19 protein-coding genes are annotated in these 22,555 nt (G+C 60.4%); 9 read left to right on the top strand and 10 right to left on the bottom strand.

All coding sequences use genetic code 11. The features are described 5' to 3' along the window. Nucleotides 1–16 precede the first annotated feature (16 nt). Nucleotides 17–883, top strand: coding sequence for a fatty acid desaturase family protein (locus A7317_RS05500; protein WP_024073688.1), 867 nt, complete (start codon nt 17–19; stop codon nt 881–883). Between the two features lie 50 nt (nt 884–933). Here the strand turns inward: A7317_RS05500 and A7317_RS05495 are convergent, their stop codons facing one another. The 5 genes from A7317_RS05495 to A7317_RS05475 form a co-directional block, all read right to left on the bottom strand. Next, a complete protein-coding gene (locus A7317_RS05495; protein WP_069075347.1) occupies nt 934–1,350 on the bottom strand; it encodes an EamA family transporter in 417 nt (138 codons plus the stop codon). Next, nucleotides 1,347–1,724, bottom strand: a complete 378-nt coding sequence (locus A7317_RS05490) for an EamA family transporter (protein WP_024073686.1) — start codon at nt 1,722–1,724, stop codon at nt 1,347–1,349. Before A7317_RS05490 ends, A7317_RS05495 begins: the two co-directional genes overlap by 4 nt. After that, nucleotides 1,721–2,641 carry an arginase family protein gene (locus tag A7317_RS05485; protein ID WP_024073685.1) on the bottom strand — a complete coding sequence of 307 codons (921 nt, stop codon included), beginning with the start codon at nt 2,639–2,641 and terminating at the stop codon, nt 1,721–1,723. Before A7317_RS05485 ends, A7317_RS05490 begins: the two co-directional genes overlap by 4 nt. Nucleotides 2,642–3,068: 427 nt before the next feature. Further along, nucleotides 3,069–3,722 (bottom strand): DsbA family oxidoreductase, encoded by a 654-nt coding sequence (locus A7317_RS05480; protein WP_024073682.1) that lies wholly within the window; start codon nt 3,720–3,722, stop codon nt 3,069–3,071. A 55-nt stretch (nt 3,723–3,777) separates the two neighbouring features. Further along, nucleotides 3,778–4,797, bottom strand: coding sequence for an alpha/beta fold hydrolase (locus tag A7317_RS05475; protein ID WP_041160850.1), 1,020 nt, complete (start codon nt 4,795–4,797; stop codon nt 3,778–3,780). 182 nt (nt 4,798–4,979) lie between these two features. Between A7317_RS05475 and metR the strand changes: the two genes are divergently transcribed. After that, nucleotides 4,980–5,897 carry a transcriptional regulator MetR gene (gene metR / locus A7317_RS05470; RefSeq protein ID WP_024073680.1) on the top strand — a complete coding sequence of 306 codons (918 nt, stop codon included), beginning with the start codon at nt 4,980–4,982 and terminating at the stop codon, nt 5,895–5,897. A 13-nt stretch (nt 5,898–5,910) separates the two neighbouring features. Here the strand turns inward: metR and A7317_RS05465 are convergent, their stop codons facing one another. After that, nucleotides 5,911–6,324 carry an NUDIX hydrolase gene (locus A7317_RS05465; RefSeq protein ID WP_024073679.1) on the bottom strand — a complete coding sequence of 138 codons (414 nt, stop codon included), beginning with the start codon at nt 6,322–6,324 and terminating at the stop codon, nt 5,911–5,913. 48 nt (nt 6,325–6,372) lie between these two features. Then, entirely contained in the window at nt 6,373–7,701 is a 1,329-nt protein-coding gene (locus A7317_RS05460; RefSeq protein ID WP_069075346.1) for an HD domain-containing phosphohydrolase, read from the bottom strand. A gap of 253 nt (nt 7,702–7,954) precedes the next feature. Between A7317_RS05460 and A7317_RS05455 the strand changes: the two genes are divergently transcribed. The 6 genes from A7317_RS05455 to A7317_RS05430 all read left to right on the top strand — a co-directional run bounded on the left by A7317_RS05455 (nt 7,955) and on the right by A7317_RS05430 (nt 18,264). After that, nucleotides 7,955–9,829 carry a putative bifunctional diguanylate cyclase/phosphodiesterase gene (locus tag A7317_RS05455; RefSeq protein ID WP_024073677.1) on the top strand — a complete coding sequence of 625 codons (1,875 nt, stop codon included), beginning with the start codon at nt 7,955–7,957 and terminating at the stop codon, nt 9,827–9,829. A 73-nt stretch (nt 9,830–9,902) separates the two neighbouring features. Then, nucleotides 9,903–10,823 carry a cytochrome-c peroxidase gene (locus A7317_RS05450; protein ID WP_370531111.1) on the top strand — a complete coding sequence of 307 codons (921 nt, stop codon included), beginning with the start codon at nt 9,903–9,905 and terminating at the stop codon, nt 10,821–10,823. A gap of 10 nt (nt 10,824–10,833) precedes the next feature. Then, complete coding sequence (locus A7317_RS05445) at nt 10,834–12,660, top strand: DAHL domain-containing protein (protein WP_024073675.1); 1,827 nt, start codon at nt 10,834–10,836, stop codon at nt 12,658–12,660. Then, nucleotides 12,644–14,041 (top strand): ATP-binding protein, encoded by a 1,398-nt coding sequence (locus A7317_RS05440; protein WP_069075345.1) that lies wholly within the window; start codon nt 12,644–12,646, stop codon nt 14,039–14,041. The genes A7317_RS05445 and A7317_RS05440 overlap by 17 nt, the downstream gene beginning before the upstream one ends. A 271-nt stretch (nt 14,042–14,312) precedes the next feature. Next, nucleotides 14,313–16,562, top strand: a complete 2,250-nt coding sequence (locus A7317_RS05435) for a glycoside hydrolase family 3 N-terminal domain-containing protein (RefSeq protein WP_069075344.1) — start codon at nt 14,313–14,315, stop codon at nt 16,560–16,562. An 82-nt stretch (nt 16,563–16,644) separates the two neighbouring features. Continuing rightward, nucleotides 16,645–18,264, top strand: coding sequence for an FMN-binding glutamate synthase family protein (locus A7317_RS05430; RefSeq protein WP_069075343.1), 1,620 nt, complete (start codon nt 16,645–16,647; stop codon nt 18,262–18,264). A gap of 39 nt (nt 18,265–18,303) precedes the next feature. On the opposite strand, the gene A7317_RS05425 is transcribed toward A7317_RS05430, so the two are convergent. Genes A7317_RS05425 through A7317_RS05415 form a run of 3 tightly spaced genes read right to left on the bottom strand, consistent with a single transcriptional unit; the run spans nt 18,304 to nt 21,141 of the window. Beyond that, the gene (locus A7317_RS05425) at nt 18,304–19,824 is read right to left on the bottom strand and encodes a glucosyltransferase domain-containing protein (RefSeq protein WP_024073671.1); all 1,521 of its coding nucleotides are present in this window, start codon (nt 19,822–19,824) and stop codon (nt 18,304–18,306) included. Further along, nucleotides 19,814–20,770, bottom strand: coding sequence for a glycosyltransferase family 2 protein (locus tag A7317_RS05420; RefSeq protein WP_069075342.1), 957 nt, complete (start codon nt 20,768–20,770; stop codon nt 19,814–19,816). Before A7317_RS05420 ends, A7317_RS05425 begins: the two co-directional genes overlap by 11 nt. Beyond that, nucleotides 20,767–21,141 carry a GtrA family protein gene (locus A7317_RS05415; protein ID WP_024073669.1) on the bottom strand — a complete coding sequence of 125 codons (375 nt, stop codon included), beginning with the start codon at nt 21,139–21,141 and terminating at the stop codon, nt 20,767–20,769. The genes A7317_RS05420 and A7317_RS05415 overlap by 4 nt, the downstream gene beginning before the upstream one ends. A 223-nt stretch (nt 21,142–21,364) precedes the next feature. Between A7317_RS05415 and A7317_RS05410 the strand changes: the two genes are divergently transcribed. Then, on the top strand, nt 21,365–22,504 hold the full coding sequence (locus A7317_RS05410) for an OpgC family protein (RefSeq protein ID WP_069075341.1): 1,140 nt from the start codon (nt 21,365–21,367) through the stop codon (nt 22,502–22,504). The last annotated feature ends 51 nt before the right edge of the window (nt 22,505–22,555 follow it).

Below are 22,555 nucleotides of genomic sequence, written 5' to 3'. Positions count from 1 at the left end.
CTTCAGGACGCTATTCATGGCTCGCCCCGCTTACCGCCTGCTGCACCACTCGCTCTGGGACCTGGTCCCCATCACGATGGGCCTGGCCCATTTCGTTTTTGTCATCTGGCTGGTAACCGCCTTTCATAGCCTGAGCGGGTGGGCCCTGTTGCCCCTGGCGCTGCTCTACGCGGTGAGCCTGTCGTGGAGCATCAACAGCATCTCGCACAACCAGATCCACAACGCCTACTTCAGCCATCGCGCGATGAACCGCGCCTTCGACCTGTTGCTGTCGGTGACCATCGGCTTTTCCCAGACGCTCTACCGCGATATCCACAACCGCCATCATCGCGGTAACGCCGATCTGCCGGGGCCGGATGGGCACACCATCGACCCCCTGTCGATCTACCAGCGCGGCAAGGATGGGCAGCCGGAGAATCCCTGGGCCTATACCTTCCTCAGTTTCTTCCGTGACGACCCCAAGCCGTTCTATGACGAAATGAAGCGCAAGCGCCCGGCGGATGCGCGCTGGGTCAAGGTCGAGATCGGCGTGACAGTGGCGTTCTACATCGCCCTGGCGTTCTACAACTGGCAGGCGGTGTTGTGGTTATTGCCGTTCTGGTACCTGGGCCAGTGCCTGTCATCGCTCAATGGCTACTATGAGCACTTCGGCGGCAACCCGGACCTGCCGATCGCTTGGGGCGTGAGTTCCTATAGCCGGTTGTACAACCTGATCTGGATGAACAACGGCTACCACGCCGAACACCACTACCGGCCCAAAATGCACTGGACCAAGATGAAGGCGTTTCATCGGGAAATTGCCGAGCAACAGCGTGCGGCGGGGGTCAAGTCGATTCCAGTGTCACACGGCCTGGGCTTTTTGGTTGCACACCGCAAACCCTGACCTCCCTCCCGTAGCAGCTGTGTGACCCAGCTGCTACGGGAAGGGCGATTTCAGTTTTCTTCGCCCTCGGCCAGCAGGGCGATCCCGCCGATAATCACCGCAACCCCCACCCAATGCAGCAGGCTGATGTGTTCCCCCAGCCCCAGCCACGAACCGAGCAGCACCACCACAAACACCAACGAACTCAGGGGGAACGCCAGGGACAGGCTGCTGCGCCGCAGAATCAGCATCCACACGAAAAACGCCCCGATGTAACTGGCGATCGCCGCCAGAATCCCTGGGTTGCGCGCCACCTCGGACAACCACTGCCAGTTGAAATCCATCTGGCCCAGTTGGTTGCCAGCCACCTTGGTAAACAACTGCCCGGCGCTTTCGGTACAAATCAGCAAGGCCCACAGCACCACGGTGCCGAGGCGCCCGTGCAACCAGCCACTTGGGCGCGCTACCACAACATCCTGCGTATTCATGCCTGACTCCCAATCGCCACCAACATCACCCCCAGGGTAATCACCAGGGTTCCCAGCCAACGGCGCCGGCTGACGGTTTCCTTGAGCACCAGCTTGCCTGCCAGCACCACCCCGCAATAAGCCAGCGCCGCCGCCGGGAACAACAGGCTCAACGGCGCACGGGACAAGGCTTCCAGCCAGACGAAGAACTCGATGGCATAGGCGCCGATCCCGGCCCACAGCAACGGCGCATTGAACACCTGGCCCCAGAAGGCATTCAGGCGAAACTCACCCTCCAGCGCTGGCAGGCGGTCCAGGCCAATCTTGAAACACAGTTGGCCGATCACATCGAGCACGATGGAAAAGGCCACCAGCAACACCACGGTCAGGGTCACGGGAACAGCTCCTCAAACAGGTTGATCAGGGCTTCGTTGGTGGCAGCGTTGCGCTGCAAATCCTCCGTGCTCCAACGCTCCGGCGGCGGCTGGTCGGACTTGGCCTCCCAACGCTTGAACGCGTTACTGAACACCGGCGTGGCGAACTCGCCGCACACGTCGATGCCGATGATCCGCTTGCGCGCCGCCAGGGCCCGCAGCGCCTGGAGCAGGTGGGTCAGGCGCATGCCGCCCTGGTCCCAGTTGGTGGCTGCGTCTTCACTGGCCAGCACATCTTTGTCGATGGTGATCCAGATCGCCTCGGTGGGCAGACTGGTGATCATCTGGTCCAGAAAGGCCGCCCAGTCGAGCTCCGCCAGGTTGCGCCAGTGCAGGTAGTTTTCCTGCTGCTGGTGGCCAGCACCATCGCCCACCCGGCCCCAGACCTTCGATGGCGGGTGCTGCCACGGAAACAGCTGCAATTTCCCGCGCTTGAGGGCGCCAAGGTTGCCACCGCGCAGTTGCGGGTTATGCAGGTCGTCGCTGCACGGGCCGAGGGTCACGATACGTTGGATCGCCGGCATTTTCAGCGCACGGTTGACCCACGAACCACAGTGCCGCTTGGGTGCCAGGCGCACCCAGTCGGGGTGGTTGTCGAAGTGGATCAGGCTGACAGGTTCTTTCAAATCCGCGAGGAATGCCGGCGTGAGGTGGTGATAATCGCCGGAGCCGACAAATAGAATTTCCGGCCGCGCATTGGTGGGCCGCGGCCGGTGGGCCAGGCGTTCGGCGAAGCGCTTCCAGGTTTTTTCGGTGGACCACAGGCGTAATTTAGGGCCCAGGTCCAGCAAGTCGATACGGTTGGCGCGGCCACTGGCCAAACGTTGGGCAATCGGCGCCTGACCGGTGAGGCTGTGGTCGAGGTCAAGAATATTCAAGGTAGTGTTTCACCCCTAATGGCAGCGCCCAACCGGATACCGGCTGGGCTTTAGGGGGTCAATGCAAGGGGCGGGCCAGCGGGTGAACGAGCGAAGGCTTGAAGCCTGCGCAGAACTGATGTGGGAGGGGGCTTGCCCCGATGGCGGCCTCATCGGGGCATAAGTATCTACACAACTTTTTTCAGCGGTCTGTGGCGAGGGAGCTTGGTCCCGTGGCGGCCTTCGGGCCGACCGATATGTACTCGCTAAAACTCCAAAAAAGCGGTCGGCCCGAAGGCCGCCACGGGACCAAGCTCCCTCGCCACAGACCACTGGAAATTGTGTAGATACCCATGCCCCGATAGCAGTGGCACATTCAACATCTTTATCGGCTGACACTAAGCCATCGGGACCAAGCCCCCTCCCACATTTGGATCAGTGTTCGACTTCAGTTTTTGGCTTCGTTGATGATCTGGCGAATCGCCCCCACAAAGGCTTCGGCCGGCTGGCCACCGCTGACAGCGTATTGATCGTTGAACACGATGGTCGGCACCGACGTCACGCCACGGGAGATCCACAACTGCTCCTGCTCGCGGACTTCTGCGGCGTATTCGTCGCTGGCGAGAATCTCGGCCGCGCGCTTGAGGTCCAGGCCGACGCTCTCGGCGATGATCGCCAGGGTGGCGTGGTCGGACGGGTCTTGACCATCGGTGAAATAGGCCTTGAACAACGCTTCCTTGAGGTTGTACTGCAAGCCTTCCAACCCGGCCCAATGCAGCAGGCGATGGGCGTCGAAGGTGTTGTAGATACGGCTCTGGCCGTCGGTACGAAAGGCAAAGCCCAGCGCGGCCCCCATGTCACGGATGCGCTCACGATTGGCCTGGGACTGTTCGGCGGTGGAACCGTATTTCTCGGTGATGTGCTCGACGATGTTCTGCCCCTCGGCGGGCATGTTCGGGTTCAGTTCGAACGGCTGGAAATGGATCTCGGCCTGCACCTCGCTGCCCAGTTGGTCGAGGGCTTCGGTCAGGCCACGCAGGCCGATGATGCACCAGGGGCAGGACACGTCGCTGACGAAATCGATTTTCAGGGGAGTACTCATGGTAGGCAACCTCGCTGGCATTCATGTGCCACAAAAGTTGCACGATACACCAATGTCACAACACCTTCGAAGGCTCGCCCAGGTCAATCTGCGCCCAATGTGCAGCATCTTCGCGATGGGCTTGCAGGTACGGTAGAACCGCCGTCAGCAGCGGCGCCTTGAACGCTTCCTGGAAACGGTGGGCCATGCCGGGAATCAACTTCAATTGGCTGCCCTGGATATGCGCCGCCAGGTGCACGCCGTGCATCACCGGCAGCAACGGGTCGGCGGTGCCGTGGACCACCAGGGTCGGCACGCGTAATTGGTTGAGCAGCGGCACGCGGCTCGGTTCGGCGAGGATCGCCATGATCTGGCGCTTCACGCCTTCCGGGTTGAAGGCGCGGTCGTAGGACAGCGCCGCCTGGTGCAACAACGCCTGGCGATCATCCTTCACGTTCGGGCTGCCCAACGCCGCGAGCAAATCCGCCTGCTGCTCCAGCGCCACTTCACGATTCGGCGCGCTGCGTCGCGACAACAACTGCACCAGCGCTGCATTCGGGGCCGGCAAGCCTTCAGCGCCAGAGCTGGTCATGATCAGCGTCAGGCTTTCCACGCGCTGCGGCGCCATGGCGGCCAGGTGCTGGGCGATCATGCCGCCCATGCTCGCGCCCAGCACATGGAATTGGCGGATCTGCAACGCGTCCATCAAGCCCAGGGCATCGTCGGCCATGTCGGTCAGGGTGTAGGGCGCGGCCACCGGCAGGCCGAGCTTGTAGCGCAGCACTTCGAAGGTCAGGTTGGCGCTGGCCGGTGCCTGGCGCCAGGTGGACAGGCCAACGTCACGGTTGTCGTAGCGAATCACCCGGAAACCTTGCTGGCACAGGGCGACGACCACTTCATCCGGCCAGTGGATCAACTGCCCGCCCAGGCCCATCACCAGCAGCAATGCAGGATCGGACGCACGGCCGATGCTCTGGTAAGCGATGCTCACCTGAGCCAGGTCGACCGTTTGGGTCGGGACATTGACATCACATCGAGAAGCCGCAAAAGACGGCAGGCCGAATAGTAGAGCGGCCAGTAAAAACAACACGCGCATGAAAAACACCGAAACGCAGAACCCCAGTAGAGCGCGAGTCTGATGAAGTTTGTTCAAGCGCGCTGCCACACTTCCATGACAGTTTGATGAAGAGTGCCCGGTGGTCGTGGTCGACAGGCCCGCGAACATGAGACAAACTCACGCTATCGCAACTTGTCACAAACTATCCTCATGGAGAGCCCGTGCTCGAGATCCGTCACCTCAAGACCCTGCACGCCCTGCGCGAAGCCGACAGCCTGGTGGAAGCCGCCGAGCGCCTGCACCTGACGCAATCGGCGCTGTCCCACCAGTTCAAGGAGCTTGAAGAGCGCCTGGGCATGCCGTTGTTCGTGCGCAAGACCAAACCCGTGCGTTTCACCAGCGCCGGCCTGCGTCTGCTGCAACTGGCCGATGCCACCCTGCCCTTGCTGCGGGGTGCCGAGCGCGATATCGCGCGGTTGGTCGGCGGCACCGCCGGGCGCCTGCACATGGCGATCGAGTGCCACAGCTGCTTCCAATGGTTGATGCCGACCATCGACCAGTTCCGTGACGCCTGGCCCGAAGTCGAACTGGACCTGGCCTCGGGGTTTGCCTTCGCCCCCCTGCCGGCCCTGGCTCGCGGCGACCTGGACCTGGTGGTGACCTCTGACCCACTGGAACTGCCGGGCATTACCTATGTGCCGCTGTTCACTTACGAAGCGATGCTCGCCGTGGCCAACCAGCATGCGCTGGCGAACAAAGCCTACATCGTGCCGCAAGACCTGCTCACTGAAACCCTGATCACCTACCCGGTGGAACGTGACCGCCTGGACATCTTCACCCGCTTCCTGGAGCCGGCCGACGTGGAACCGGCCCAGGTGCGGACCTCGGAACTGACGGTGATGATGATGCAACTGGTGGCCAGCGGTCGTGGCGTGTGCGGCATGCCCCATTGGGCGCTGCATGAATACAGCTCGCGCGGTTACGTGAAGGCCAAGCGCCTGGGCGAGAAAGGGCTGTTTGCCACGTTGTATGCGGGGATTCGTGCGGACATGCTGGATGCGCCGTACATGCGCGACTTCCTGCTGACGGCCAAGGACACTTCGTTTTCCACGCTGGACGGGGTCAGCGCGGTGCGCTGAACCCCTCTCCCCGTCAGACAGTACTGGCCAGGGATTCGCGATAAAACGGCAGGATCAGGTCACGGGTCAACGGCGCCAGCGCCAGGCCACCATCACCGGCCGGGTCAATCCAGCGCACCTCTTCGATTTCAGCGGCGGGGCTCACCGGTACATCAATGTGTACCTGGAACAACTCGGCTTGCACGGTGAAACCCGGCTCGTTGGCAGCCGGGGCCGAGAAGCGGCCGAGGTACACGGCCGCGCCGGGGTCAATCTGCAGGTTCAGTTCTTCGTACAGCTCACGGGCCAGGGCTTGGACAGGTTGCTCACCGGCGTCGATCTTGCCGCCGGGTTGCATGAAAGCCTGGGTGCCACGCTTGCGCACCAGCAGGGTTTGGCCGTCGCCGCCGATCAGCAGGGCCGCGGCGATTCGAATCGTAGTGGTCATGTACAGGCTGCCTCGAATGAAAGGGCCGCAAGGATCACAGAAAGCGCCTCAATCGGAAAGCAGCGCACCTTCTTCAGGGTCTTTGATAAACACGGTGTACTTGGCCCCTTCCATCGCTTCAAACGCAATCAGCTTGTCCACCAGCGGCAGGTTCAACACCTTGCCGGCGTTGAGCAGCAACATGCCGTTATCGGCATTGAGATTGCGCGCCAGCACCATGCCTTCGGTCAGTTCGCGGGTGGTCAGCGCCTTCACGCTCGGGTCGCCCAACGTCACGTCGCTGAGGAAGGCAGCGCACGCGTGGATAAAGTCCTCCAGCATGTCCGGGTCGTAGAGTTTGCCGGCATATTTGCGAATAAAGAGCAGCGCTTCATCGCTGTTCATCTGCCGCTCGAGGATCAAGCCCTTTTGTAACTCGATAAAGTCGACGGCCAGTTTCAACAACCGCGACCCCGAGGGGATCTGCTCGCCCTTGAGGTGGTCGGGGAAACCCGTGCCGTCCCAACGCTCCTGGTGATGGCGGATCAAGCGTGCCGCGTCCTTCATCGGCTCCAGGGTCATCAGCAACGACTCGCTCTGGGTCGGATAGGCCCGATAACGCTCGCGATCGGTACTGTGCAGCATGTCCGATGGCGCGACCATCATGCTGTCGCTCCAGCTCAACTTGCCAATGTTGTAGAGCGCGGCGGCCATGGCCAGGTCGCGGGCACTGGCTTCGTCGATCGCCTGGGCCCTGCAATACACCCGGATCAATTCGATCAACTGGCGATTGGTCTGCTTCTGCTTGGGTAAGCGCAGGTTGGCCAACAGCGAAAACACCTCGGTGCCGGTCACATAGCTGCGCTTGAGCTCGTCGTAGGCCAGGTCGAGCATGTCGGCGGTCTGTTGCAACTCGGCGGTGCGCGCCGCCACGCGTTTTTCCAGGGTGGCATTGAGCACTTTCAATTGCTCGTTCTGGTCGCGGGTCAGGCGCTCCAGGCGCTGGTGCTCAACGCACTGGCGCAGGGTCAACTGCAACTCATCGTCATTCCAGGGCTTGCTGATATAGCGATCGATCTGCCCATCGTTAATCGCCTTGACGATGGTCGGCAGGTCAGCGTAGCCCGTCAGCAGGATGCGACCGGTCGACGGGTACAACTGATGGACCCTGGCCAGCAGCTCGGCCCCATTCATGCCCGGCATGCGTGCATCGCTCATCACCAGGTCGATGGGATGGGCCGCCATGATGTCCAGGGCCTGGGCGCCGCTGGTTGCCAGCATGACCTCGTAGGGTTGACCGCGCAGGAGGCGACGCAGGCTGTTGAGGATCGATTCTTCGTCGTCAACCAGCAGAATGGTGGGTTTATAGGGCGATGTCGTAGCGAGTTGTGCGTCCATGGCGACTCTGCCTTCGAATAAAACAAAATTGAGCGAACTTGAACCCTTATGTCACACCTTGACCCGTCACCGGAAGCCAGGTCGACTGGCGTTGCCTATCGTGCAGCAGGAACCGGGGTGATTTGACGCCAACTGGCCATCAAATTCAAGCGCGCTCGACTATGCTGTCACCGAAGGCCAACACTGTGCTTAAACGTAGTCTCAGGGAAGGGGTCGTTATGTCGTCGAGTCGTTTGCAGTTGGGGAGTGCGCCATGAGCCCGGATTCAGGACGGGCCAACCGTCGCATTCTGATCGTCGATGACTCGGCCTCGATCCATGAGGACTTCCGCAAGATCCTGTGTGCCGATCCAAACGGCGAGCCGTCCATGGACAGCCTCGAGGAAACCCTGTTCGGCACCGCGCCAGTGCTGCGCCAGGCCTTCGAGCTGGACTCCGCCTACCAGGGCCAGGAGGCGCTTGCCCTGGTCAACCAAGCCCTGGCGGCCGACGCCCCGTATGCCATGGTGTTCATCGACATGCGCATGCCGCCTGGCTGGGATGGCCTGCAAACCATTGAACAACTGTGGAACGTCGACCCCCACCTGCAAATTGCCCTGTGTACGGCTTATTCCGACTATTCCTTTGAAGCGATCGAAGCGCGGTTGAAGTACAACGACCAACTGTTGATCCTGAAAAAGCCGTTCGACCACCTGGAAATACGCCAGATGGCCAGCGCTCTCACCTGGAAATGGCAGCTCGCCCAGGACGTCGCACTCAAGGTCATTGGCCTGGAGCGCACCATTGAAGAACGGGTGCAGGAACTGCTGAAGGTGTCGCACCTGCTGCAATACGACGCGCTGACCGAGTTGCCCAACAGCACACTGCTGGGCGACCGATTGACCCAGGCCATTGCCCTCGGCAGGCGTCACGACACTCAACTGGCCGTCATCTTCATTGGCCTGGACCGGTTCAAGCGCATCAACAACGCCCTGGGTTATCCCGTGGGTGACGAGGTGCTCAAGCATGTCAGCCAAAGCCTGGTGGCAGCGGTGCGTGAGTCGGATTCGGTGTTCCGGTATGGCTCCGACGAGTTCGTCATCGTGCTCAACGATATTCAGCACCCTCGGCAAACCCAGCACGTCGCACAAAAATTGCTCAAGGCGATCAACATCACCCGGCATATCGCGAGCCATGACCTGAGCGTCACTGCGAGCCTGGGCATCAGCATTTATCCCAATGACAGCGGTACGGCGGTCGAGCTGATCAAGCACGCGGAAACCGCCATGCACGCCAGCAAGGAACATGGCCCGGACGACTTCAGGTTTTATACCGAGGACATGAACCTGCGCGCCCGGCACCAGCAAGACCTGGAAAGCGCGATGCACCAGGCGTTGGAACGCGACGAGTTTGTGCTGCACTACCAACCCAAGCTGGATTTGACATCCGGCCGCATCGTCGGGGCCGAGGCACTCTTACGCTGGTTTCAACCGCAATCGGGTTGGATCGGCCCAGCCGATTTCATACCCGTTGCCGAAGACAGTGGCCTGATCATCCCCCTCACCCAATGGGTGTTGCGCCAAGCCTGCACGCAAGCACAGGCCTGGCGCTCGATGGGCCAGTTTCCCCTGTGCATCTCTGTGAACATCTCGGCCCTCGACTTCCGCCAGCGGGATTTTGTCGCTAACCTGGCCGCCATCCTCGAACAGACCGGCCTGCCGCCCGCCCAGCTGGAGCTGGAGATCACCGAAAGCGTGCTGATGCAGAATGTCGACGACACCGTCGAAACCCTGCAGAAAATCAAGGCCATGGGGGTGCGCCTGGCGCTGGATGATTTCGGCACCGGTTACTGCAGCCTCAGCTACCTGCGCCGTTTCCCCATCGATGTGCTGAAGATCGATCAATCATTCGTGCACGGCTTGACTGTAAACAGCCGGGACAAACAGCTGATCAGCGCTATCATCGCCCTGGGCAAGAGCCTGGAGTTGAACATCATCGCCGAAGGGGTGGAAACCATCGAACAGTTGAATGTCCTCAAGGCGCTCCAATGTGAAGAGGGCCAGGGGTATCTGTTCAGCCAGGCCCTGCCCGCGAAGGACTTTGCCCAGTTGCTGCGGGTGGGTTGCGACTCGCTGATGCCCCGTCAATAGCCCCGTGCCTGCAAGGAGTGCTCGCTTGAGCGAAGTTCCAATTTACCGTCTTGGCCTCCTGCTCACGTTATGGATGGGCGCGGGAGCCCCGCTGGTGGCGGCGCCGCTGGACGAAGCGCTCAAACCGTTACCGCCGGTTCCGGAACTCGACCCGGCCAAGGTCGAACTGGGCCGCCAGTTGTTCAACGAGCCGCGCCTGTCGGTCAATAACACCCTGTCATGTGCCAGCTGTCATCGCCTGGAATCCGGTGGTGCCGACAACAAGCCGTTCTCCCTGGGCTTCGACGGTAAGCCCGTGGCGATCAACACCCCAACGGTGTTCAACGCCAGCCTGAACTTCAAGCAGTTCTGGAATGGCCGGGTGGACACGCTGGAGGCGCAGATCGAACAAGTGGTCATCAGCCCGGTGGAAATGGGCAACGACTGGAAAACCGTGGTGCAGAACCTCTCCGCCCTGCCCGCCTACCAGGCGGCGTTCAAAGGCGCGTACCCCGATGGCGTGACTGCGGCCAACGTGCAAAACGCCCTGGCCACCTATGAGCGAACCTTGCTCACCCCGAATTCGCGCTTTGACCAATACCTGCTGGGCAACACCGAGATCCTGACGATCCAGGAAAAGTACGGCTACCAGCGCTTCAAGGACTACGGCTGCATTGCCTGCCACCAGGGGATCAACATCGGCGGCAATATGTTCCAGAAGTTCGGTGTGATGGGCGACTACTTCAAGGCGCGCGGCAACCCTGTCGAGTCGGACCTGGGGCGCTACCTGTTGACCCAGGATGAAGAGGACCGTCACGTGTTCAAGGTGCCGAGCCTGCGCAATGTCGCGGTCACGGCCCCCTATTTCCACGACGCCTCGGCCAAGACCCTGGAGGAAGCCGTCGACGTGATGTTCAAGTACCAGTTGGGCCGTATCCCGTCCGCGGAGGATAAAGACCTGATCATCCAGTTTCTCAAGACACTGACCGGCGAATGGGCAGGTAAACCGCTATGAGCCGACCATCATGACCCTCTCCCGCCGCCGCGCCAGCCAATTGTTCCTGGGGTGCATGACGATGTTGCTGGCCTCGATACTGGTCTTTCTGTACATCAAGTCCTCCAACGACCAGGCCGCCTCCTACACCCAGTCACGCGACCTGATCCGCCAGTTGCAGCAACTCAACGCACAGTGGGACAGCGAGGTGCTCAAGGCCAGGATCGCCATCACCCACAATTACGACCCGCTGGTGACGCCCCTCACAAAAATGACCCAGCTGTGGGCCGAGCTGGAAGCACATGACTCATACCACAACCCTGAAGACCTGCGCGCCTGGCAAGCCAGCCAACAAGCCTACCGGGAGGCGATCCAGGAAAAAGCCCGGCGGGTCGACCAGTTCAAATCCCACAATGCGGTGTTGCGTAACTCCCTGGCCTTCCTGCCGACGGCCGAAGACGATATCCAGGCGCAGTTCAACCAGGTGAACGGGCCCGCCAAACTGCAACTGCAAAGCGTGGCCACCGACACGTACGACTTGCTGCTCAGCAGCATGGAGTTCGCCCAGATCACCAGTGACGAGCGTGCCGCCGACATCCTCGTCGGCCTGGGCAAGCTGAACGTCAACAAAGAACTGTTGCCCAGCGCGTTCCAGGCCCCCGTGGACATTTTGAGCAATCACATCGAACTGATTTTGCGCGAGCAGCCGGTGGTCAACACCTTGCTCGAACAGATCGCCGCCATCCCGGTGGCCGAACGCCTGGATGAACTGACCACCCACCTCAATCAGGATCAACAGGCCGCCGACCGCATCGACCAGAAATACCATCGCTACCTGCTGGTGTTCTCGACCCTGCTGGTCGCCTTGTTGCTGTACCTGGCGATTCGACTGCTGCGCAGCGTCGCCGAGATAAACCGCGTCAATCGCGCCTTGCAGGCCGCCAACGAAACCCTGGAACAACGCGTCGAGCGGCGCACTCAACAGCTCAAGGATGCCCAGAGCGAGCTGATGGACAATGCCCGCCAGGCCGGCATGGCCGAGATCGCGACCAATGTGCTGCACAACGTCGGCAACGTGCTCAACAGCGTGAACATCTCCGCCGACCTGGTTGCCCGTAAACTGCGCAGCAGCAAGGCACAGGGCCTGGGCAAGGCCATGCAATTGATCAACGAGCACCAGGGTGACCTCGGCACCTTCCTCACCGAAGATGAAAAGGGCAAGCTGTTGCCCGGCTACCTGAACCAACTGGTAAACGCCATTGCCGTTGAACAGCAAGGGCTTACGGACGAGCTGGCACAACTGAGCAAGAGCGTCGACCACATCAAGGACATCGTCTCCACCCAGCAATCCTATGCGGGCGCATCCAGCCTGCTGGAACCGCTGGATATCAGTGCCTTGATGGAAGATGCCTTGCGCATGAACGCAGGCGCCCTGAGCCGTCATAACGTCACGGTGATCAAGGAATACGCAGCCGTGCCGCAGATCCTGGGGGACAAACATCGCCTGTTGCTGATCATGGTCAACCTGATCAGCAACGCCAAGTACGCCATGGCCAACCTGAGCGACCGGCCACGCCGCATCACCCTGTCCGTCACGCCCGTGGATGGCGACACCTTGCAGATCAGCGTCAAGGACGACGGCGAAGGTATACCCGCAGAAAACATGACACGGATCTTCACCCACGGCTTTACCACCCGCAAGGAAGGCCACGGCTTCGGCTTGCACAGCTGTGCCCTGGCCGCCCTGGAAATGAACGGCCAGCTCAGCGCCCACAGCGATGGGCCGGGCCAAGGCGCTATATTCACCTTGAAGATTCCTCTTACCCGGCCGGAAGTCAGTCATGAACCAACCACCTAACCGGCGCATTTTGCTGATCGATGACACGCCGTCGATCCACGACGATTTTCGCAAGATCCTGACGCCGCCGATCGAGACCAACCAGGTGCTCGATGAAATGGAGTCAGCCCTGTTCGGCGACAGTACCCAACCGGCCGCCCCGGCATTCGAGCTGGACTCGGCCTATGGCGGCGAAGAGGGACTGGCATTGCTCGTCACCGCCATGGCCAAGCAACGTCCCTATGCATTGGCCTTTGTCGATATGCGCATGCCCCAGGGCTGGGACGGTGCCAAGACGATCGAGGAGCTATGGAAAGTCGCCCCCGGCCTGCAAGTGGTGGTGTGCACGGCGTATTCGGATTATTCCTGGGAAGATTTGCTCGCCCGGCTGCAAGCCCATGACCGCCTGCTGATCCTGAAAAAACCTTTCGACAACATCGAAGTCCAGCAGATGGCCAACACCCTGACCAACAAATGGGACATGGCCCGCCGTGCCTCGCTGCAAAACAGCCACCTGGAACAATTGGTGGTGCAGCGCACCCAGGCGCTGACCCACGCCAGCGAGGCGCTGCAAATCGAAATCGACGAACGCAAACACCTGGAAAGCCAACTGGTGCAGTCGGAAAAGCTGGCGTCGCTTGGGCAACTGGCGGCGGGGGTCGCGCATGAGATCAATAACCCGGTGGGGTTTATCTCGTCCAACCTCAATACCCTCGACAGCTACTTCAGCCAACTGCAACAGATGCTGGGCGCTTACCGGCAGGCTGAGGAGATGATCGAATCGGGCGAGCAGCGTGATCAGCTCAAGGCTTTGCGCGAAAGCCTGGAGCTGGATTTTCTCAAGGAGGATATTCCGGTCCTGATCCATGAATCCAAGGAAGGCATCAACCGCGTGGTGCAGATCGTCAGGGACCTGAAAAACTTTTCACGGGTGGACAACGACCAGACCTGGCAGTGGGCCAACCTGCAACAAGGCATCGACTCGACGCTGAACATCGTCGCCAGTGAACTCAAGTACAAGGCCGACGTGGTCAAGCACTACCAGCCCTTGCCGGACATCGAGTGCCTGGCCTCGCAGCTCAACCAGGTGGTGATGAACCTGGTGATCAATGCGGCCCAATCCATGGGGCCGGAGCGCGGCACCATCACCCTGAGCACCGGCGTGGAAGGCGACACCATCTGGCTGGAAGTCGCGGACAACGGCTGCGGGATTGCCCCGCAGGCCCTGCAAAAGATTTTCGACCCGTTCTTCACCACCAAGCCGGTGGGTGAAGGGACGGGGCTGGGGCTCTCGCTGTCGTATGGGATTGTGAAGAAACATCACGGGACTATTACGGTCAGCAGCGAAGTGGGCAAAGGCACCACCTTCCGGGTGGTGCTGCCCATTCGGCAAACAGCCTAGTCGCCCCGTACAGCTCGGCTTTTTTAGATCGATTGCAATAACGCCAAAGCGCAAACCAAGCCTAGGTAAATCGCCACGCGATCGAGGCGGCCCCTCAACCACAAGCCGCCACAAGACCAATGACCGGCAACAGCAGGAGCCGGCCCCGCCCACTCACACCACGCCGGCAGACGCCACTCAAAAAACCGTCCCGCACTGTCATTTCTGACAGTAGACGGCTTCGCCCACCCGTTGGACACTCAAAAAACACTGTCCGCCAGGGAAGGCTGTCATGGCTATTCGTCTCGTGGCATTGCTACTCGTCTGCCTTGCGCTATCGGCCTCGGCACAGACTGACCCGGTTGAACTGCTGCTGGCGCAAATGACGCTAGAGGAAAAAGCTGGCCAGCTCACCCAGTTGGCGACAGTGGACACCGTCACCGGCCCGGCGATTGACCAGGGCAGCCTGACCCACCCGCCGATGCAGACTGTGGGCTCGGTGCTCGGCATCTACGGTGCCGAACGGACCCGACAATTGCAGCAGAGCGTCGTAGAAGGCTCGCGCCTGCATATCCCGCTGTTGTTTGCATTTGATGTGATCCACGGTTTTCGCACCCTATTCCCGGTGCCCTTGGCCGAGGCGGCGGCCTGGGACCCCGACTTGTCGCAACGCACTGCCCGTGCAGCCGCCATGGAGGCTTCGGCCAGCGGCCTGCATTGGACCTTTGCCCCCATGCTCGATATCACCCGCGACCCACGCTGGGGGCGGGTGGTCGAGGGGGCCGGGGAAGACCCGTTCCTGGGTTCGGCACTGGCGGTGGCAAGAGTCCGAGGGACTCACGGCGATGGGCCACCCAACACATCCTTCATGCTGTCCACCGCCAAACATTTTGTCGCTTACGGCGCCGCCGAAGGCGGACGTGACTACAACAGCGCCGACCTGTCACAACGCACCTTGCAAGAGGTCTACCTGCCGCCGTTCCAGGCGGCCGTAGAGGCCGGCGCGGATGCCGTGATGCCAGGGTTCGAGGAACTCGCGGGGGTTCCCATGCACAGCAACGCGCCCCTCCTCAAAGGTCTGTTACGCGGCCAATGGGGGTTTACCGGAATCATCGTCAGCGACTGGATGGGCGTGCATGAACTCATCCCCCATGGCGTGGCGGCCAGTCCAGCGGATGCCACGCGCAAGGCATTGAACGCCGGTGTCGAGATTGACATGGTCAGCCAGTCCTATAGCCGAAACCTGCCCGACCTGGTGCGCAACGGTCAAGTGTCGCTGACCACCGTGGATGAGGCCGTACGCCATATCCTCAGGGCCAAGCAGCGGCTGGGCCTGTTCGAAAATCCCTATCGCTACAGCGACCCCGCCCGCGAACGTGCCCAGACCCTGACCCCGCAAACCCGTGCTCTGGCTCGCGAGGCGGCACAGAAATCCATCGTCCTGCTGAAAAATTCAGGCGCGCTGCTCCCCTTGCCCAAGGACCTGCACACGTTGCTGGTGGTGGGCAGCCTGGCCACGGATGCCCAAGCCACGTTGGGCGCTTGGGCCTTGGCTGGAAATACCAACGACACCGTGACGATACTGGAAGGCATACAGCGCACTGTCTCCCCTGCCACCCAAGTGACCTACGTCCCCGGAGCATCGCCTACCAGCCTGGACACCCAAGGCATAGCAGCGGCACAACAGGCCGCCCAGAAGGCCGATGTGGTGGTGGCCGTACTCGGCGAAACCGCCGACATGAGTGGAGAAGCCGCCAGTCGCGCCGACCTTGGCCTGCCCGGCGCCCAGGACGCGCTCGTGCAAACGCTGCTGGAAACCGGCAAGCCCGTGGTGATCATCCTGATGAACGGTCGCCCGCTGTCGCTCTCGAACAGCGCCCAACAGGCAACGGCCATTCTGGAGTCCTGGTTCCTTGGCAGTGAAATGGGGCAGGGTGTGGCCGACGTGCTGTTTGGCGATGTAAACCCCAGCGGCAAGCTGCCCATCACCTTTGCCCGCAGTGTGGGGCAAGTCCCCATCTACTATGGCTACAGGAACAGCGGGCGCCCGGCCACAGGCCAAAACCCGTACGAATCCACCTACCTGGATTTGCCCTCGACGCCCGCGTATGCCTTTGGTTTTGGTTTGAGCTACACCACCTTCGCCTACTCGGCCCCCCAACTGAGCACCGAACGCCTCGCCTCGACCCAGTCCCTGAACGTCCGCGTCACGGTGACCAATACGGGCCAGCGGGCGGGAGACGAAATCGTCCAACTCTATCTACGCGATGATGTCGCCAGCGTGGCGCGCCCGGTCCGCCGACTGCGAGGCTTTCGCAAAGTACACCTGGCCCCTGGCGAAGCCCGGATCGTCGAGTTCACCCTTGGCCCGGAAGACTTTGCCCTGCTCGACGATGACTTGTTGCCCGTGGTCGAAGCCGGCACCTTTACTCTATTCGTCGGCGGCAGTTCCACGACCGACAATCAAGCCACCTTTGAGGTCACCGACAGCCGCCGCCTGCACACGCTTGGCCCCGCCATCCCGAGGCAGCTCAGACGCTGAATGCGCTTGGCGGTTGTCCAGGCTTTCCCTCCGGGAGCAGAATGCGGCACCGACCTGAAGAGTCCGAACCCAAGGTAACCGTATGAGCCTGTCCTTGCTAAGCCGTTACGCCTTCTTTGCCGTATGCGTCATTTTCACCCTCGCCAGCCTGCCTTTTATCGAATATGAATGGCTGTGGCCCATCACCATAGTCACCGGCATCCTCAGCCTGATCGGCCTGTTCGACCTGCTGCAAAGCCCCCACGCGGTACGCCGCAACTACCCGATCCTGGGCAATATCCGATACCTGGTGGAGGCGATTCGCCCGGAAATCCGCCAGTACCTGCTGGAATCCGACAGCGACGCCCTGCCCTTCTCACGCGCCCAGCGCTCGCTGGTCTACTCACGGGCCAAGAATGAAACCGCCGACAAACCCTTCGGCACCCTGATCGATGTGTACCAGTCGGGCTTTGAGTTTATCGGCCACTCCATGCGTCCGGCGCCACTGAGCGACCCCAGCACCTTTCGCGTGATGGTCGGCGGCCCGCAATGCACGCAGCCCTATTCCGCGTCGGTGTTCAACATCTCGGCGATGAGCTTCGGCTCCCTGAGCGCCAACGCGATCCGCGCGCTCAACCAGGGCGCCAAGCTGGGCAATTTCGCCCATGACACCGGCGAAGGCAGCATCAGCCCCTATCACCGTGAAAACGGCGGTGACCTGACCTGGGAGCTGGGCAGCGGCTACTTCGGCTGCCGCACCAGTGACGGCCGCTTCGACCCAGAACGCTTCGCCGCACAGGCGCAGAACCCGCAAGTGCGCATGATCGAAGTCAAGATGAGCCAGGGTGCCAAGCCCGGCCATGGCGGCATCCTGCCCAAGCACAAAGTGACCCAGGAGATCGCCGAGACACGCGGCATCCTGATGGGCGAAGACTGCGTCTCGCCCTCGCGCCACAGCGCGTTCTCCACACCGATCGAGTTGATGCAGTTCATCGCCCAGTTACGCGAACTGTCCGGCGGCAAACCGGTGGGCTTCAAGTTCTGCCTGGGCCACCCGTGGGAATTCATGGGCATCGCCAAGGCCATGCTGGAGACCGGCATCCTCCCGGACTTTATCGTGGTCGACGGCAAGGAAGGTGGCACCGGCGCCGCGCCCGTGGAGTTCACCGACCATATCGGCGTACCGCTGCGTGATGGCTTGCTGTTCGTACACAACACCCTGGTGGGCCTGAACCTGCGCGACAAGATCAAGCTGGGCGCCAGCGGCAAGATCGTCAGCGCATTCGATATCGCCAGCGTGCTGGCCATCGGGGCTGACTGGGCCAACTCGGCGCGGGGCTTCATGTTCGCCATCGGCTGCATTCAGTCGCAAAGCTGCCACACCAACAAATGCCCGACCGGCGTCGCCACCCAGGACCCACTGCGCCAACGCGCCCTGGTGGTGCCGGACAAGGCCCAGCGCGTATTCAACTTCCACCGCAACACCCTCAAGGCCCTCGCCGAAATGCTCGCTGCCGCGGGTTTGGACCATCCGTCGCAGCTGTCAGCCAAGCACTTGGTGCGACGCATGTCGGCCACCGAGATCAAGCTGTTCTCGCAGTTGCATGTGTTCCTCAAGCCGGGGGAGTTGCTGACTGGGGAAGTGAACGGCGAGTTTTATTCGCGCATGTGGCAGATGGCTCGGGCGGATAGTTTTGAGGCCCATGAGGTGGCGGCCGCTTAACGAGGCATGGACGCCGGCTTTCGGCGCCCATGCCTGCGCTCATTTTTCATTGAGTTGCAGGGTGTAGTCTTCAGGGTCGAGAATTTCCTTGAACACAATAAAACCGCCCTGCTCCGTCAGGTAAATCGAATAGAACTTTCTGTCCACCACTCGGCTATAGCGATTGCCAGCAGCGATGGCAGCCTCAAAATTCTCCCGGTCACCCTCCACCACATTATTGATGCCTAACCGGGTCATGAATTGCGGATGCAGCAAGGTATTGGCATCACTCAATAGATACCTCAGGGATGGCATGTACGTCATTGCCGCGTGACCTCGTGGCAACCAGTTACCCGCCGTTAGGGGACCGACATAATAAAAAATCGGTGCGGCGCTCAGTGACTCGTGAGCAACAATGTCATAGGCAATGTATTGGGCCACGGCCGTCTCCAGCTCTTTTTTGGCTATTAATACCTGCCCAAAGGCGTAGCAGAATGAAAACATGAACAGCACCGGCATCACTAACAGCACGCGCAATGGTTTCCAGACCCGGCCTAATACGTCGTAACTCAGTAACAGCAACAAAACCAACACGGCAGAAAAACCAATATAGTTTCTGGCATCCAAGTTAGGTTCGGCCAAAAACAAGATAGCCCCTGGCACACATAACAACAAAACCGGTAGAACGCCCAGGCACGCAATCAAGACCACTATTTTCCCCAGCGGACGGCCTTGCAGCGTAGCGATACTTGCAAGCCAGGATAATAACCCCACGCTAGCGACAACCAGCAAACCCACAAACAAAGCAGCGTTCCAGGCATTCGCCAGTGAATAAATACTACCCATGGAAAATAGGAACTTTCTTTGTACGACACTGAGCCAGTTCGCGTCGAACAGGATACTGTCACCGCGATGACTGGTGATGAACTGATAAGCCGTCAGATAGTAGATCAAGCCTGCGCAGAGCAACTGCAACCCGCGCTGGAGCAATGTATACAGGATGCTATTGACCTCGATCCTGTTTCTCACCCCCCACAAGCACTCAATACAGCAAAGGCCGATGAACAGGGTAATCGTCAACTGATATAACGCCAGCGTTACAGCCATCGACACTGCCGCCACCAGCCCGCGCAGAAACACGTTTTCGACTGTACAGGTGATCGCATAAATAACCGCCGCCACCGCCAGTATCATTCCAGGACCATCGTATTGATAGGCGATATTACCCAGAAAGAACGGATTACATAGAACAGGCAATACCACCAGACAGGCAACCCAACTTGGCGTCGGAAAATACCAGCACGTCAGGCGTGTCATAGCCAAAACCATGGCAAATACAGAAATCAATAATGGCAAAGGAAATATATTGGTGGTGCCGCCGGTGAAGGTTAAAAACTTATGCAGCACTTCAAGCAAGATTCGTCCCTGATTTTTCCAACCGTCTCCCGCCAGTAATAAAGAGCGCCAACTGTCATCGATATAGGCATAGTCCGCGCGAATGACGGGGTACACATAAATCAGTGAAACCACACTGAAGAACACCACCACCTGTTTTTTAGTCAATACCGGTTCATTCCACATGACGCATGCCCTCCTCGGTCGCTCTGCTCCGTATCACGTCCTTCACCACATACCTCGGCCGATGCTTGGCCTCCATATAAATCCGCCCCACATACTCGCCCAATATCCCAATCCCAATCAGCTGCACGCCGCCCAAGAACAAGATCGCCGTCATCAACGACGGATACCCCGGCACCGCATTGCCGAACAGCACTTTGTCGAGCACCAGGTACCCGGCATACACCAATGCCAGCAGCGAAATACAGCCACCGATATAGCTCCATAACCGCAGGGGCAAGGTGCTGAACGAGGTGATGCCATCCAGCGCGAGGTTCCACAGTTTCCAGGCGTTGAACTTGCTCTGGCCAATTACACGCGGGGCGCGGTTGTATTCGACGATGGCCACGTCAAAACCGGCCCAGGACAACACGCCTTTCATGAACAACTGCTGTTCGGGCAGGGCCTTGATCACGTCCACGACCTTGCGGTCCATCAACCGGAAGTCGCCGACGTTTTCCTCGATGTGGGGATAAGCGATATGGTTGAGCAGGTGATAGAACAGCGACGCACTGTGACGCTTGAGGTAGCCGTCAGTGGAGCGGTCCCGGCGCTTGGCCAGCACCACATCCGCGCCTTTCTGCCATTCGGCCAGCAGTTGCGGGATCACTTCGACCGGGTCTTGCAGGTCGACATCCATGGGGATGATGGCGTCCCCCCTGGCATGTTCAAGCCCGGCGAACAGTGCTGCTTCCTTGCCGAAGTTACGCGATAAATTGATCAACACCACGTCGTGGTCGACCAAGGCGATCGCCCGGGTGTTTTCGGCGGTGCGATCGGTGCTGCCGTCGTTGATAAATACGATCTCGACCGTGTAATCGCGCAATGCGGGCTCTTGTCGAACAGCCTGGTAAAACACTTTCACCGCCTGCTCTTCATTAAACAGCGGCACCACCAGAGAGAGTTTCATTGCCCACGCTCACGAAACACCACCCACTTCGACAGCAGGAAACCGCACACCAGGCTCACCAGCGAGAACGCCACCACCGTGACCAGCCCCGGCAGGCGCCAGCGATCGGCAAGCCAACCCACGGCCAGGCTCACCCCTCCCATGCACAGCATGAACAGTGCATAACGCGGCAGCGACACCGGCATGGCAAAGGTGTAAATCGCATTCAAATAGAAGGAGAAGGACGCAGCGGCGCAAAACGCGAAAAAGTTGCTCGCAGCCTGATTGAGTTCAAACGCCACCCTGAAGACAAAAAACAGCTGCCAATGGATCACCGTATTGGCGATACCAATTGCCGTATAGCGGGAGAATCCCTTCCACAGTCTGGTCATACCGTTGCCCTGTCGCGTCCCGTTCCAGCAGGCCACGGCAAACGCGATACGTCTACTGTCAGACTTAACAGGTAGCCCACCCGTAGACTTGAGACATTCAGAAATACCCAGCCTTTGCAATTGCTTACAAATACCGCCAACCTGCGCCCGCCCGACGTGCGGCGTATGACAACTCCCACCTGCACCGGTCATTACTAAACCTATTGTTCAAGAGCCCGCTGCCATGCTGAACGGACGCGACCCACGCATCGATTTTTTTCGGGGCCTGGCGTTGATCTTCATTTTCTGGGATCACGTCCCCCACAACCCTCTCGGCCAAATCACCCTGCGCAATTTCGGATTCAGCGACGCGGCAGAAGTGTTTGTGTTCCTCGCCGGTTACGCCGCCGTGCTGGCCTACGGCAAGATCCTGCGACGCGACGGCTACTGGCTGGCTTCGTTGAAAATCCTGCGCCGCGCCTGGGTGTTGTACGTGGTGCATATCTTCCTGTTGGCGATGCTGATGGGCATCGTCTTCTTCGCCAACAGCCATGTGGAGACCCGCGACCTGGTCGAAGAAATGGGCCTGACGCACTTCGTCACCCACCCGCAGCAAGCCCTCACCGATGAACTGTTGCTGCGCTTCAAGCCCAACCTGATGGACCCGCTACCGTTGTATATCGTGCTGCTGGCGGGGTTGCCGCTGGTGCTCCCGCTGTTGCTGCGCAACACGTGGGCGGTAGTCAGCGTGTCGCTGGCGGTCTACCTGCTGGCCCCGCATTTGGGCTGGAATCTGCGGGCGATTGCCGACGGTGTGTGGTACTTCAACCCCGTCACCTGGCAGTTGCTGTTTGTGCTCGGTGGCGCTGCGGCGATCCATGCCAGCCAGCCGCACCCGGCGCAAACACAGGGTCGGCTTCGTCAGCCCTTGTTTGTCGCAGCCGCCCTCTACTTGCTGCTGGCCGGGCTCCTGACCCTCTCCTGGCGCTGGCCCGAGTTCCATGACGCCCTGATGCCAGCGGCACTCGGCGACCTGCTGTACCCCATCAGCAAAACCGACCTGTCGCCCGTGCGTCTCTTGCACTTTTTGGCCCTGGCTTATGTCACGGCCAAACTCTTGCCCCATGACCGCTGGGCCCACCATTGGCTGGCGCAGCAGTGCTGCCGCATGGGCCGTTATTCCCTGGAGGTGTTCTGCCTGGGGGTGCTGTTGGCACCGCTGGCTGACATGCTCAATGCCCTGGCCGGCGACGCGCTGGCCATGCAGTTGTTCAGTGCGCTATCGGGCGTGTTGATCATGGCGTTGCTGGCGGCCTGGCTGGACTACAACAAGTGCCTGGATGAAACATTGCGCACCCGCGCGGCCCACCTAACAAATAGTTAACGCCAGCGAGGCCGCGGGCGATGCTTCCATGAACCTTTCCACTTTCGTGAA

The organism is Pseudomonas fluorescens (genome assembly GCF_001708445.1).
GTDB lineage: Bacteria > Pseudomonadota > Gammaproteobacteria > Pseudomonadales > Pseudomonadaceae > Aquipseudomonas > Aquipseudomonas gorinensis.
This window is presented reverse-complemented; position numbering and strand designations above follow the sequence as displayed.

Bases quoted from the DNA above. Each gene is read 5' to 3' on its own strand.
- A7317_RS05500 (WP_024073688.1), top strand. From the start codon at position 17: ATGGCTCGCCCCGCTTACCGCCTGCTGCACCACTCGCTCTGGGACCTG.
- A7317_RS05495 (WP_069075347.1), bottom strand. From the start codon at position 1,350: ATGAATACGCAGGATGTTGTGGTAGCGCGCCCAAGTGGCTGGTTGCAC.
- A7317_RS05480 (WP_024073682.1), bottom strand. From the start codon at position 3,722: ATGAGTACTCCCCTGAAAATCGATTTCGTCAGCGACGTGTCCTGCCCC.
- A7317_RS05475 (WP_041160850.1), bottom strand. From the start codon at position 4,797: ATGCGCGTGTTGTTTTTACTGGCCGCTCTACTATTCGGCCTGCCGTCT.
- A7317_RS05465 (WP_024073679.1), bottom strand. From the start codon at position 6,324: ATGACCACTACGATTCGAATCGCCGCGGCCCTGCTGATCGGCGGCGAC.
- A7317_RS05460 (WP_069075346.1), bottom strand. From the start codon at position 7,701: ATGGACGCACAACTCGCTACGACATCGCCCTATAAACCCACCATTCTG.
- A7317_RS05455 (WP_024073677.1), top strand. From the start codon at position 7,955: ATGAGCCCGGATTCAGGACGGGCCAACCGTCGCATTCTGATCGTCGAT.
- A7317_RS05450 (WP_370531111.1), top strand. From the start codon at position 9,903: ATGGGCGCGGGAGCCCCGCTGGTGGCGGCGCCGCTGGACGAAGCGCTC.
- A7317_RS05445 (WP_024073675.1), top strand. From the start codon at position 10,834: ATGACCCTCTCCCGCCGCCGCGCCAGCCAATTGTTCCTGGGGTGCATG.
- A7317_RS05440 (WP_069075345.1), top strand. From the start codon at position 12,644: ATGAACCAACCACCTAACCGGCGCATTTTGCTGATCGATGACACGCCG.
- A7317_RS05435 (WP_069075344.1), top strand. From the start codon at position 14,313: ATGGCTATTCGTCTCGTGGCATTGCTACTCGTCTGCCTTGCGCTATCG.
- A7317_RS05430 (WP_069075343.1), top strand. From the start codon at position 16,645: ATGAGCCTGTCCTTGCTAAGCCGTTACGCCTTCTTTGCCGTATGCGTC.
- A7317_RS05425 (WP_024073671.1), bottom strand. From the start codon at position 19,824: ATGTGGAATGAACCGGTATTGACTAAAAAACAGGTGGTGGTGTTCTTC.
- A7317_RS05420 (WP_069075342.1), bottom strand. From the start codon at position 20,770: ATGAAACTCTCTCTGGTGGTGCCGCTGTTTAATGAAGAGCAGGCGGTG.
- A7317_RS05415 (WP_024073669.1), bottom strand. From the start codon at position 21,141: ATGACCAGACTGTGGAAGGGATTCTCCCGCTATACGGCAATTGGTATC.
- A7317_RS05410 (WP_069075341.1), top strand. From the start codon at position 21,365: ATGCTGAACGGACGCGACCCACGCATCGATTTTTTTCGGGGCCTGGCG.